This is a genomic window from Lysobacter antibioticus (assembly GCF_001442535.1).
Taxonomy (GTDB): domain Bacteria; phylum Pseudomonadota; class Gammaproteobacteria; order Xanthomonadales; family Xanthomonadaceae; genus Lysobacter; species Lysobacter antibioticus.
The window spans coordinates 2,750,095-2,762,435 of record NZ_CP013141.1 but is presented as its reverse complement, the minus strand read 5'-3'; the positions used below and the strand labels follow the sequence as shown (position 1 = coordinate 2,762,435).

At 65.3% G+C, this 12,341-nt stretch carries 15 protein-coding genes; 14 read left to right on the top strand and 1 reads right to left on the bottom strand.

The genetic code is table 11. From position 1 onward, the window contains the following. Positions 1 to 190 precede the first annotated feature (190 nt). The 14 genes from GLA29479_RS11145 (at position 191) to GLA29479_RS11080 (ending at position 11,602) form a co-directional block, all read left to right on the top strand. Positions 191 to 700 carry a DUF1697 domain-containing protein gene (locus GLA29479_RS11145; RefSeq protein WP_057971608.1) on the top strand — a complete coding sequence of 170 codons (510 nt, stop codon included), beginning with the start codon at positions 191 to 193 and terminating at the stop codon, positions 698 to 700. Positions 701 to 811: 111 nt separating this feature from the next. After that, positions 812 to 1,351 carry a DUF2058 domain-containing protein gene (locus GLA29479_RS11140; protein WP_057971607.1) on the top strand — a complete coding sequence of 180 codons (540 nt, stop codon included), beginning with the start codon at positions 812 to 814 and terminating at the stop codon, positions 1,349 to 1,351. Positions 1,352 to 1,421: 70 nt separating this feature from the next. Continuing rightward, positions 1,422 to 1,850, top strand: coding sequence for a hypothetical protein (locus GLA29479_RS11135; RefSeq protein WP_057971606.1), 429 nt, complete (start codon positions 1,422 to 1,424; stop codon positions 1,848 to 1,850). Between the two features lie 266 nt (positions 1,851 to 2,116). Beyond that, positions 2,117 to 2,740 carry a hypothetical protein gene (locus GLA29479_RS11130; protein ID WP_144436461.1) on the top strand — a complete coding sequence of 208 codons (624 nt, stop codon included), beginning with the start codon at positions 2,117 to 2,119 and terminating at the stop codon, positions 2,738 to 2,740. Between the two features lie 281 nt (positions 2,741 to 3,021). Further along, complete coding sequence (locus tag GLA29479_RS11125; RefSeq protein ID WP_144436460.1) at positions 3,022 to 3,603, top strand: hypothetical protein; 582 nt, start codon at positions 3,022 to 3,024, stop codon at positions 3,601 to 3,603. Beyond that, complete coding sequence (locus GLA29479_RS11120) at positions 3,600 to 4,898, top strand: Tle-like phospholipase domain-containing protein (protein WP_057971603.1); 1,299 nt, start codon at positions 3,600 to 3,602, stop codon at positions 4,896 to 4,898. The genes GLA29479_RS11125 and GLA29479_RS11120 overlap by 4 nt, the downstream gene beginning before the upstream one ends. Before the next feature lie 78 nt (positions 4,899 to 4,976). Beyond that, positions 4,977 to 5,549: a hypothetical protein gene (locus tag GLA29479_RS11115; protein ID WP_057971602.1), complete on the top strand. Its 573-nt coding sequence runs from the start codon at positions 4,977 to 4,979 to the stop codon at positions 5,547 to 5,549. A gap of 285 nt (positions 5,550 to 5,834) precedes the next feature. Beyond that, positions 5,835 to 6,440, top strand: a complete 606-nt coding sequence (locus tag GLA29479_RS11110) for a glutathione S-transferase family protein (RefSeq protein WP_057971601.1) — start codon at positions 5,835 to 5,837, stop codon at positions 6,438 to 6,440. Between the two features lie 228 nt (positions 6,441 to 6,668). After that, on the top strand, positions 6,669 to 7,502 hold the full coding sequence (locus GLA29479_RS11105) for an arylamine N-acetyltransferase family protein (RefSeq protein WP_057971600.1): 834 nt from the start codon (positions 6,669 to 6,671) through the stop codon (positions 7,500 to 7,502). Between the two features lie 217 nt (positions 7,503 to 7,719). Continuing rightward, positions 7,720 to 8,457 (top strand): class I SAM-dependent methyltransferase, encoded by a 738-nt coding sequence (locus tag GLA29479_RS11100; RefSeq protein WP_057919269.1) that lies wholly within the window; start codon positions 7,720 to 7,722, stop codon positions 8,455 to 8,457. A 227-nt stretch (positions 8,458 to 8,684) separates the two neighbouring features. Beyond that, the gene (locus GLA29479_RS11095; RefSeq protein ID WP_057919268.1) at positions 8,685 to 9,119 is read left to right on the top strand and encodes a PepSY domain-containing protein; all 435 of its coding nucleotides are present in this window, start codon (positions 8,685 to 8,687) and stop codon (positions 9,117 to 9,119) included. A gap of 160 nt (positions 9,120 to 9,279) precedes the next feature. After that, positions 9,280 to 9,738 (top strand): Lrp/AsnC family transcriptional regulator, encoded by a 459-nt coding sequence (locus GLA29479_RS11090; protein ID WP_057971599.1) that lies wholly within the window; start codon positions 9,280 to 9,282, stop codon positions 9,736 to 9,738. Between the two features lie 142 nt (positions 9,739 to 9,880). Next, complete coding sequence (locus GLA29479_RS11085) at positions 9,881 to 10,780, top strand: SMP-30/gluconolactonase/LRE family protein (protein WP_057971598.1); 900 nt, start codon at positions 9,881 to 9,883, stop codon at positions 10,778 to 10,780. Between the two features lie 399 nt (positions 10,781 to 11,179). Continuing rightward, positions 11,180 to 11,602 carry a VOC family protein gene (locus GLA29479_RS11080; RefSeq protein WP_057971597.1) on the top strand — a complete coding sequence of 141 codons (423 nt, stop codon included), beginning with the start codon at positions 11,180 to 11,182 and terminating at the stop codon, positions 11,600 to 11,602. Between the two features lie 164 nt (positions 11,603 to 11,766). Here the strand turns inward: GLA29479_RS11080 and GLA29479_RS11075 are convergent, their stop codons facing one another. Beyond that, positions 11,767 to 12,327: a DUF3016 domain-containing protein gene (locus GLA29479_RS11075; protein WP_057971596.1), complete on the bottom strand. Its 561-nt coding sequence runs from the start codon at positions 12,325 to 12,327 to the stop codon at positions 11,767 to 11,769. Between the last annotated feature and the right edge of the window lie 14 nt (positions 12,328 to 12,341).

Here is a 12,341-nt window from a genome sequence, read left to right as displayed (position 1 = left end):
GCCCTGAAGTGGGAGCGCAGTCACAAGAAACGCGATGGCCGGGGGTATCCGGCCACGGCGGGGGCGGCGTGGGTCCGTGGGCCGCTGTCCATGAGGGGCATCGGCGGGTCGCGCGGTGGCCGGCGGGCTCATCGCCCGCCGAGGTCGCGCCTGGCTGAACAGGGCTGGCCTTGCCGTATCCTGCCGCCCCATGCACACCTATATCGCCTTGCTGCGCGCCGTGAATGTCGGCGGCACCGGAAAACTGCCGATGGCCGAGTTGCGCGCGATGTGCGAGGCCGCCGGCTTCGCCGATGTGCGCACCTACATCGCCAGCGGCAACGTGGTGCTGCGCAGTGCGCTGACCGCCAAGCGCGTGCAGGCGGCCCTGGAACAACGCTTGGCCGACTACGCCGGCAAGCCGGTCGGGGTAATCGTGCGCACCCCGACGGAGATGGCGCGCGCGCTGGCCGCGCAACCGTTCGTGGGCGCCGCGCCGAACCGCGCGGTGCTGATCTTTCTCGACGCGCCGCCGCCGGCCGATGCGCTGGCCGCGGTCAGGCATCGCAACGGCGAACAGATCGCCCTGGGCGAGCGCGAGATCTACGTGCACTACGGCGACGGCATGGCCGATTCCAAGCTGGTCATTCCCGCGGCCAAGGCCGGCACCGCGCGCAACTTGAACACGGTGGCGAAGTTGATCGAGATGGCGGGCGGTTGAACGGCGCGGCCGCCAATATCGGGGCCGGAACGGTGGAGCTGGCCTTCCTGGAGCCGGCGCGGGTCGGCGCTCGTCTTCCGGCCTACGGCCCGCCGTACTAGACTCCGGCCCATGCGAAATCCACTGCAAGATCAATTGCTCAAGGCCGGCCTGGTCAAGAAGGCCCAGGTGTCCCAGGTCGCGCGCGAGCAGGCCAAGCAGCGCCAGGGCAAGGCGCCGCCCGCGCCGACTGCCGAACAGATCGAGAGCGAACGGCTGCGCGCCGAACGCGCCGAGCGCGACCGCGCACTGGCGGCCGAACGCAATGCCCAGGCGAAGGCGCACGAGTTGCGCGCACAGGTCCGCCAGATCGTCGAGACGAACAAGGTCAAGCGCGAGGGCGAGATCGCCTACGGTTTTACCGACGAAGGCAAGATCAAGAACGTGCTGATCAATACCGCGTTGCGTACGCAACTCGCGAACGGCAGCCTGGTGATCGCGCGCCACGACCAGGGTTACGAGCTGCTGCCGCGCGCCGCCGCGGAGAAGGTCTACGCTCGCGACCCGTCGATGATCGTGCTCGATCACGCCGCACCCAAGCCCGAGGCGCCGCCGAGCGAGGACGACGAGTACTACGCCCAGTTCCAGGTGCCGGACGATCTGGTCTGGTGAGGCCTGCAACGTAATCTGTGTGCATTGGTCGCGTCGGTTTCGGCGCATCGAAACCGGGGTAGGAACGCTCATGAAGTCCGTCGTGGCGCTTTGCTTCTTGCTTGCCGTGGACGCGACGCTCGCGCCCGTGTCGGCGGCTGCGTTCGACTCGCCGGCGAACCTGCTCAAGGACGTCGACACCGCCGATGGCGTCAGCGAGTGGGAAGCCGACGCCATCGCGAAGGCGTACTTCGCACGCCACGTCGGTTGCGGCTCCTACGGCGGTGTGTCCGATAGCCCGGAGGGTTGGGTCGTCGCGGGCAGGTTCGGCTATGCCGGCAGCGAGATCACCGGTTTCCTGATCGACAAGGCCGACGGCCGCGTGCATTCCACGATCGGGCCGAGTTATGCGACACCGCGCGAGATGTTGCAGCCGGCGACGGATTTTCCCGAATCGCAGGACGGCCTGCCACGCGCCCCGGAAACGAACGGGGCGGCAGCATCGAGTGGCGGCGCTTAGCACGAATGTGGTAACCGGACTCTGTCTTAGCCAGAAGCTCTCTAAAGTCTCCGTGTGTCATCAAGCCCATTGCGCCTCTATGCGCGTTAGCAACTGCTTGTTGCATCAGAAACTGTAGCGCCGACGACGTCAGCGCTACTTTCAGTTGCCGTTGTTGCGGTCGTTCGGTTGACGTAGGCTTCGAGCCATAAGAACCGATCGAGTCGCGACCTGCGTGTCATCGCCATCGTCGCGTAGTCCGGACTTTTCTTGCCATGGAGGCATCGATGCGTACCGTAGTCCCTCTTATCTTTCTCGCGCTGCTGGCGATGGCTGTGTCCGGCTGTTACGACACCGGGTTCCCGACGACCAAAGAGCTCGAAGCGATGTACCGTCGCAACCCCGCGCCGAAACAGACCTACCGGGTCACACTTAGCCTCGCCGAGGCGCCGGGGCCGTTCGCCAAAGTCGAAGGCTCGATCCGCTACGAGGCGCCGAATTGCGGCTATATCGCCGAAGGGATCTCTGGTGTGTCGAAGCTTCCTTACTATTACTTGCCGATCAAGTTCAGCAAAATCGGTGAGAACACCTTTGCCGCCACGATCCATGCGGATGCAATGCTCGATGAGGATTATCTCGGCACGGGTGTGTGTCGCTGGCAACTGACGAGCGTGACTTCCTCGATCCGGGCCACCGGCGCCAAAACCGATATCGAATACATCGTGGGTTTGAGTGGCGACGAGTTGCGGGGGCTGAGTGCCCAGACTAATTACTTCGTCAAGGACGAATATCCGGGCAACGATCCGTCCGAGCGCAGCGATTTGGGCAATGCCGATCCCAGCCGCTACCGGCCGGAGCTTCAGAATCAGCTGTTCAGCGCCACCCTGACGCCAGCGGCGGTGACACCGTGAGCACCGGAGCGTCGCCGGTATGTCCGCTGGGCATTCGCAGGGCTCTGGCCATCCAACGCCAACGCAACTTTCGGTTGCCGTTGCGGCAATCTCCCACCTGACGTAGGCTCGGACCCATAAAGGCCCAGCCTTGACCTGGGTCGAGGCCGTCGCGGTACTGCCGCGGTTGGCCCGTCCCTTAACCATCTCTTGCCATGGAGGCATCGATGCGCGGTGAGCTTCGCACCTTTTGTCTTCTGCTGGCGTTGAGTACTTCCGCCTGTGGCGCTCCCGAGACTGCAATGACTTCCGACAAATCCTCGCCTGGTTCAGATCCCTCCACGGCTGAGATGGAGGCCAAGTACAAGCGCAATCCTGCTCCCAAGCAGCCGTATCAGATCGTGCTCAAGATAGAGGGTGCGCCAGGGCCATTCGCCAAGATAGAGGGCTTTGCGAGCTATGAGGCTACGGAGTGCACCTATACGCCTGATCCGATCGCCGGCGTGCCGCTGAAGCCTGGGAGCGACATACCGATGGAATTCTCCAAGGTCGACGAATCCACGTATACGGCGACGATTTATGCCGACGCGATGCTCGATGAAGACTATCTTGGTAGGGGGGTCTGCCATTGGGGCCTGATGAGCGTGAATACTTGGGTTAAAGCCACTGGCGCAAAAACCGATATCAGCTATGTTGCGACCTTGTGGAGTGATGATCTGATCGCCCAGAAGGCGCGTACGAATTACTACGTCAAGTACGCTTATCCAGGCAGCGATCCGGATGAGTTCTCCGATCATGGCGAAGTGGATCGGAGCAAGTACAAACCTGAGTTCCAGGATCAATTGTTCACTATCAACTTGACGCCGAAGGCTGGGATGCCATGACTCTCAATAGCCAGCAGTACGCTGATCTTGCCCGCGACGCTTACGAGGACCGATCGGATAAGAAGGGCGTTGTACTCGACGGTGTGCACTACAAAGTGCTCAAGACTGTCGACAAGCCTTCTGGTTATCAAGGAACGATTTATCAGCGTTCTGATACGGGCGAGATCATCGTCGCTCACCGCGGTACCGAATTTGATCGGGAGATGATCAAGGATGGTTTGGCTGATGCCGGCATGGCCACGAACCGCACCAATGCTCAGGCCGAGGATGCCATCGCTCTGACTCGTTATGCGTTGAAGCATGCAGAACTGCTAGGCAGCGGCAAGTCCTCCGCCCCCGAAGTCACCGTCACAGGCCACTCCCTGGGCGGCACACTCGCGCAGATCACCGCCCACCACTTCGACCTACGCGGGGAGACCTTCAATGCCTACGGCGCGGTCAGTCTGGGCTATCGCATTCCCGAAGGCGGCAACCGCGTCACCAACCATGTGATGGCGGGCGACGCGGTCAGTGCGGCCAGCGACCACTACGGCAAGGTCAAGGTCTACGCGACGCCGCAGGAAATCGCGACGATGAAGGACCGCGGCTACGAGAACAATCGCAGTATGTTCGACTCGCGCAATATGGCTGGCGCGGTGAAGGACATGGTCGTTCCTTCGCACCGCATGGACAATTTCACTAATGAGGATACGAATCACAAGCCCGACCGCTCGGTGCTCGCCGATCCACAGACGCAGCGCCTGGCGCAGCAGTACGACCCGATGATCGACAAGTACCGCGGGGACGTCGAAAACACACGCCGAGGTATCACCCATATTTCCCGCGGACCGTTCGAACGCGTCGGCGATGCGATCGACGATATTCGCGGCCCGGTCAAGGCCGGCGAGCCGGGGCGCAAGGAAGAGCGCCACGCGCCGGCCCTGCCGCAACGACATTCGGCGCCGCTGCATCTCGATCCCTATGCCCCCGGCAAGAGCATTCCCGACTACATCCATCCGGGCAGGGAGCAGCCGTCCGGCCCCGGCATTCCGTTCCGCAACGCGACTACTTCGGTCGGCGGCGACCCGTCGGCCTTCCTCGACCGCATGTTGGCGGCGTCGCAGAACGGCGACCGCGATACCTTCCGGCAGATGACCCAGGACGCCGCTTCGGCGCCGCCGGGGCGCGCGCTGCGCGAGGAAGCGGTGGCGACGGTGGACCGGCAGGAACAGGCGCTCGCCCAGCAGGCGGTGGTGCAGCAGGCGCAGGTCGCCGAGCAGGCATCGCCGTCGCGCAGCGGGCCGCGCATGGGGTGATCGACGCGGTCCGGCGGCGTGTTGCCGCGGGCTTTGGAACAACGGGCACGGTTTGAGATCGCACCGAGGAGCGGTTGGATGCAACAGGACGAGTTGATGGGCCTGGTCAGCAAGACCGCGGCCTTGATGGAGCAGTTCGAGCGACGCTGCGAAGAGATCGAGCAACACCAACGCGCGGTGTACCAGCAGTTGCAGCAACTCGCGCAGCAGGTGCCCGGCGTGGTGCGGCAGTCGGCCGACGAAAGCCTGCGCAATCTGCCCGGCGCGGTGATGGGCAAGCTCGAAAGCGGTTTGTCGCAGCCGGTCGGCGCCTATGAGCGCCGCCTGCAGGATGCCGGCGGCTTGTTGCAGGAAGGCTCGCAGTCGCTGGCCGCCCAGCTCAAGCGCATGGAATGGCTGCACAAGCAGCTGATCTGGAAAGTGGTCGGTGCGGCCCTGGGCAGCGTGCTGTTGCTGCTGGCCGGCGGCGGTTGGCTGCTGTGGCAATACCGCAACGACATCAACGAGAATCGGGTCACCGCCGACCTGCTGCGCGCCTACAACCAGGCCGACGTGACCCTGTGCGATGGCCGCCTGTGCGCAAACGTCGACACCAAGGGCAAGGCTTACGGCGACAACAAGCAGTACCGGCCGGTGCAAGCCCGGCCCTGATCGACCCCGATCCGCGCAGGTTGTCTTAGCGCCTGCGTTGGCTGCGAAGTTCGCAGTCCGCTTCGTCTCTCGAAGACTTCGACCACCCCCGAGTTCGCCTGGCTGCCTGCAGTCGGCCTTCGGCTGGCCGCGAACTGCGGTGACCGCTGTGTCGCCGTTCCGGTCGGCCCGCACCCCGCGGCGACGAATGCTTCGGCCTCGCTCGAATTGAGGACCGATTTTGTCCTCAATGGTGGATATCTTGGTCCTGCCGCACCGGCCGTTATCCATCCCATCGAGGCGCTCATGCTCACTCTGATCCACGCACCGCACTCCCGCTCGACCCGAATCATCTCGCTGCTCAAGGAACTCGACGCATTGGCCGACGTCGAGGTCCGCTCGGTCGACATCCAGCGCATGGGCCAAGCCTTCGACGGCGATGCGCGCAACCCGCATCCGGAAGGCAAGGTGCCGCTGCTGATTCACGACGGCGTGGAGATCTGGGAAAGTCCGGCGATCATCCTGTATCTCACCGATCTGTACGCGCATCGCAAGCTCGGCGCGGCCATCGGCGACAAGGACCGCGGCCGTTATCTGTCGTGGCTGAGCTGGTACGGCGGCGTGGTCGAGCCGGTGCTGCTGCTGGGAGCGGCCGAGATCAGCCATCCCTACGTCCATGCGACGTTCCGCGGCCCGCAACAGCTGCATGAGCGGCTCGCCAAGGCTCTGGCCGATCAGCCGTATCTGATGGGCGACCACTACACCGCCGCCGACCTGTTGCTGCACTCGCCGTTCGCCTGGTTTCCCGACAGCGCGCCGCAAGACCCGGCGGTGCAGGCTTGGATCAAGCGCTGCGGCGAGCGCCCGTCGCTGCAGTTCGCCGCCGAATACGACGCCGCGCTGGCGGCCTAGACTTAGGCCTAGGCGCTCGCTGGCCCGGCCCTGCGCATCCGCGGTGATGCGCAGGGCCGGACGCGGGTTGCTGAATGCGGGGCAAGACCCTCCTGCAGCGGCGCAGTGCCTTTCGTCGATCACTCCGTTCGCGCAGTGGCGTTAATCGAATGCGCAAACGAGGCTTGACCTCAACCGCACTTGAGGCCTTAGCGTGGGCCGCACTTCAAAGCGACCGAGGGCCGTGCGATGTCGCCACGCCTGCAAGACCTCAGCACCTATCTGCAACGCCTGGGCTACCAGAGCGCGCCGCCGCCGACCCTGGACAGCCTGCGCGAGCTGCAGCGGCGGCATACCGCCGAGTTTCCGTTCGAGACCCTGGCCACCTTGCTGCGCATGCCGGTGCCGATCGACCTGGCCTCGCTCGAGCGCAAGTTGCTGCACGAAGGCCGCGGCGGCTATTGCTTCGAGCTCAACCGGATGTTCCTGGCCCTGCTGCAGCAACTCGGCTACGACGCGCGCGGCCTGACCGGCCGGGTGCTGATGGGCGGCCCCGAGGACGCCATGCCGGCGCGCACCCACATGCTGGTGCTGGCGACCATCGATGGCGTGCGCTACATCGCCGACGTCGGCTTCGGCGGCATGGTGCCGACCGCGCCGTTGCGCCTGGACAGCGAAGACGAACAAACGACGCCGCATGAGTCCTATCGCTTGGAGCCGCGCGACGGTGGATACCTGCTGCGCGCGCACGTCGGCGAAGAGTGGCGGGCGATGTACGTGTTCGACCTGCAGACCCAGGTCGACATCGACTACGTCGTCGGCAACTGGTACGTCTCGACGTATCCCGAATCGCCGTTCCTCGGCCAGTTGTTCGTCGCCCGCACCGGCGAGGGCTTACGCAAGACCTTCAACAACGGCAGTTTCGCCGTGCACCGGCTCGGTGCGGATAGCGTGCGTCGCGAGCTGGCCGATGCCGACAGCGTGATCGAGGTGCTGAGCAAGGAATTCGGCATCCGCGTGCCGGCGCATCCGCAGTTGCACGAGGCGATCGAACGCCTGTTGGCCAAATCGGTGGCGGCGTGAATCGGGGTGGGCGGCCGTTCGGCGCATCGGTTCGTTGAGAAGCGCGCGGATCCTTCTCCAGCAGGAGCCGCGTTCCAATAGGGTTTCCTTTGATCACCCGTCGCGACCGCGTCGTCGCTGGGGGGCGTGGTCGCGGCTTGCGCCGCTCCTACCCCTAACGGCGACGCGTTCTAGACAGGCGCTGCGGCATACTGCGGCCGCATCGGAGCGAACGACCATGGCCCAGAATATCTACGACGATCCGGCCTTCTTCGAAGGCTATTCGCAACTTCGGCGTTCGATCGAAGGATTGGTCGGCGCACCGGAATGGCCGTCGCTGCAGGCGCAGTTGCCGGAACTGCGCGGGCGGCGGGTGATCGATCTGGGCTGTGGCTATGGTTGGTTCTGTCGCTACGCGCGCTTGCAGGGCGCGGCGCACGTGGTCGGCGTCGACGTGTCCGAGAAGATGCTGGAACGCGCGCGGGCCACGACCCAGGATACCGGCATCGCCTACATTCGCGCCGATCTGGATCACTTCGATCCGGGCGAGGCCGCGTTCGATCTGGTCTACAGCTCCCTGACTCTGCATTACCTCGACGATCTGCCGGGCTTGCTGGCGAGGGTCCATCGCGCGCTGGTGCCGGGCGGGCGCTTGTTGTTTTCCGTCGAGCATCCGATCTACACCGCGCCCGCGCATCCGGCTTGGTCGAGCGATGACGACGGCCGCAAGACCTGGCCGGTCAACGGTTACCAGACCGAGGGGCCGCGGGTGACGCATTGGTTCGCGCCGGGCGTGCGCAAGGTGCATCGCACCCTCGGCACCTATCTCAACGGCCTGATCGCGGCCGGCTTCCGCATCGCCCACGTCGAGGAGTGGGGGCCGAGCGACGCCCAGGTCGCACAGACGCCGGCGCTCGAAGAGGAGCGCGAGCGGCCGATGCTGTTGTTGGTGGCGGCGCAGCGTCCGGAAGGCTAAATGCGGCCTTCGACTTCGAGGGACGCAATCGTTTCGTCGGCCTGACGGCATCGTTAGATCCGAGTGACGAATCGGTGAGCGCCGATTGAAATCTTGTCCCCGCCCATACCGTCGATTAAGCGTCTTTCTTCCTTGCATCGGCGATGCCCGCATGAATGCGGGGATGTTCATGCCCCGTTTGCGTGCTCTGTCGAAAATCGAGACTCCCCCACGCACAGGAGTACGCCATGAAGCCGCTCATGCTCGCGCTCGCCTTGGCGGCCTGCATCCCCGTCGTCGCCGTGGCGCAATCGCCGCAAGGCAGCGTAGCCCTGACCGAGCACCAGATCCGAACGCGTCTGGCCGAACAGGGTTATACCAAGGTCAACGATCTCAAGTTCGGCGATGGCGTCTGGCATGCCGATGCGCGCAGCGGCGACGGTAACCGCGTCCAGGTCCGCCTCGATCCGGTCACCGGCACGGTGTATCCCAACGAGCAGGTCGCGCGCATGAGCGAACGCGACGTGCGCGCGGCGCTGGCCGCGGCCGGCTACACCAACGTCCACGATGTCGACTACGAGGACGGCATCTGGAACGCCGAGGCCGACAGCCCGACCGGCAAGGACGTCGAAGTGAAGATCGATCCGTACACCGGCAAGGTCATCGGTACCGAAAAGGATTGATGCTGCGTGAGGCGCCGATGCGGCCGCTCCCCCCCGGGGGCGGCCGCATCGCTGTAGGCGGCATCGCCTGCCCGACACCGCCTGAGTGGCCGCGAGGCATCGGTGCATCCGGGCGGGCTGCCACTAGACTGTCCATCACCGAAATCCCGCCGACCGCCGCATGGACGAATTCGACCGACGCATCCTGCAACGCCTGCAACTGGATGCCCGCACCACCTCCGAAGAGATCGCCGAGTCGGTCGGGCTGTCGGCGACTGCGGTGCAACGGCGCATCAAGCGTCTGCGCAGCGAGGGCGCGATCCGCGCCGAGGTCGCGATCGTCGACCCGGCCGCGGTCGGGCAGGGCCTGACGGTGATCGTCGGCATCGAGCTGATCCAGGGCAGCCGCACCGACCTGATCGACCGTTTCAAGCGCCGCATGGCCGCCGAGCCGCAGGTGCAGCAGTGCTACTACGTCGCCGGTGACCACGACTTCGTGTTGGTGGTCCTGGCCCGCGACGTGCGCGACTACGAAGCCCTGAGCCGGCGGCTGTGGTTCGAGGACGCCAACATCAAGCGCTTTAGCACCACCTTCGTGCTCGACCCGGTCAAGACCGGGCTGCAGGTGCCGATCGCCTGATCGGCGGGCGGAGGCAGCGAACACCTTGCCCGTTGCACGGCGCCGTTCGGCGGCCTTGTTGCGCGCCGATTCGCCGCGGCGCGGCGCTGTCGTCCATCGAGAATGCGCCGGCCGGATCGGCGGCCTGCGGACAGCATCGGACATGGCGAACCACGACTACCTGATCCACGACGACGAGTTCCGCCGTTGCATCCGCCTGAGCGCCAACGTCGAGCGCCTGGCCGACGGTTGCCGCTGGGCGGAAGGCCCGACCTATTTTCCGGCGTTGAGCTGTCTGGTCTGGAGCGACATCCCGAACGAACGCCTGCTGCGCTGGGACGAATGCAACGGCCAGGTCGGCGTGTTCCGGCAGCCGTCCGGTTACGCCAACGGCGGCACGGTCGATCGTCAGGGGCGCATGATCCGTTGCGAACAGGGCGGACGGCGGGTGACGCGGGTCGAGCACGACGGCAGCGTCAGCGTGCTGGCGGATCGCTATGGGGACCGTCGCTTCAACAGCCCCAACGACGTTGTCGTGCAGTCGAACGGCGCGATCTGGTTCAGCGACCCGTCCTACGGCATCGATTCGAATTACGAGGGCGTGCGAGCCGAGCGCGAACAGGACGGTTGCCACGTCTACCGCATCGCGCCAGAGGACGGCTCGGTGGAACGTGTCGCCGACGACTTCACCCAGCCTAACGGCCTGGCGTTCTCTCCGGACGAAACGCGGCTGTATATCGTCGACAGCGGGCTCGGGGTCGGTGTGCTGCGAGTGTTCGACGTGGGCGCCGACGGCCGGCTGTCGAATGGCCGGGAATTCGCGCGCTGCGCAGATGCGATCTACGACGGCGTGCGGGTGGACGAGGACGGGCGGGTCTGGATCAGCGCGGGCGAAGGGCTGCACTGCCATCGTGCCGACGGCCGCCTGATCGGCGAGATCCGCATCCCCGAGCGAGTCTCCAACCTGGTATTCGGCGGGCCCAAGCGCAACCGGCTGTTCGTGACCGCGACGACGTCCCTGTATTCGGTGCTGCTGGCGGTGAGCGGGGCGAAGACGTTCTAAGGGCTGAGCCCGAGGGGAGCGGTCGCGGCCTGGACAGCTTTCACGGGGCTGGCGCCGGTTGCGGCGCGAGACCGATGCAGCGCGGTCGCGGCTTGCGCCGCTCCTACCGCGCGAGAGTTCGTGGCTTCGATCCGCGACGACGGCGACGCGAATTCTGCGCGTTCCTTGGTCGCGGCTCACGCCGCTCCTACAAAGAAGGCAGGGACTCTCGCCGCGGGCTGGGCCAGGGGGCAGGGGGGGGCGGCGGGCCGGGTGCGGGGAGTGGTGAGCGCCAAAAAAAATAATTTTGCGATCGTGTCGATTGCGCCGATCTTGGTTCGTCGTTGTCATAAGCAGGCAGGAAACAGACCCTATCCGACCCGCCCGCCGAACCTCCCTTCATCCCGCCAAGGATTCGCCATGTCCGACCAGCCCAAGATCTTCGTCAACCTCGCCGTCAAGAACCTCGACCGCGCGGTCGCCTTCTATACCCAGCTCGGCTACACCTTCAACGCCAAGTTCACCGACGAAAACGCCACCTGCATGATCGTCGGCGAGAACATCTTCGTCATGCTGCTGGTCGAGCCGTTCTTCCAGTCCTTCACCAAGAAGTCGATCTGCGACACCTCCAAGAGCGTCGAGGCCCTGCTCGGCCTGTCGGCCGAGAGCCGCGAGAAGGTCGACGAACTGGTCGAAAAGGCCATCGCGGCCGGCGCGGTCATCCCCAAGGAGCCGACGGATTACGGCTTCATGTACCAGCGAAGCTACGAAGACCTCGACGGCCACACCTGGGAAGTGTTTTACATGGACCCGAATGCGGAACCGCACGCCGCCCAGCAGTAAGCCCCTGCGCCAGGCATCGCCATAGTCGGGCGATGCCCATCTGCCCACTGCCATCGAGGCCCTCGGCAGTGGGCGGCACCGGCACCGGATAAAAAATCGCCCCGGATGCATGGCATCCGGGGCGATCGTCGTTTCAGGGGATGCCGCGTTCGAGGCGGGAACGCTCAGGCGCCCGGCGCCTTCAGTTCCTGCGACAGCCAGTCGTCGATCAGGCGCTTCTCGTAACGCAAGGGGTCGCTGTCGCTGACGCTGCGCGCACCCATCATGAAGCTCATGTCGCGCAGGGTGCGTTCGCCTTCTGCGACGACCTGGCCGTTGGCGTCCAGGCGCTTGAAGTTCAGGACGATGCGCGGCGGATAGATCTCGCGGATGAAGCGGGTGTCGTCGAACTGCGGACCGTGCCAGGGCTCGAAGTCGCCGGCGCGTTTGATGTCGGCGATGTCGACTTCCAGGCGCTGACCTTCCGGCAGCCGCTTTTGCGCGCGGGTGCGCAGGTGTTGCGCCAGTTGCTCGACCCAGTTGCCGCGTTCGGCCTCGAAACGATTGCGGCTGTAGCGGATTTCGGTGAACTTCGCCGGGTCTTCCCAGCGCACCGCGACCGGGCCCTGTTCGGGCAAGGCGCGCGGCGCGTCGGGATCGGTGACGTTGCGGGACTTCGCGTCGACGTCTGCGGCCATCAGCGCGGCGGCCGAGAGCAGGACGGCGAGGGCGATGCGCAGGTTCATGACGGGCTCCGATG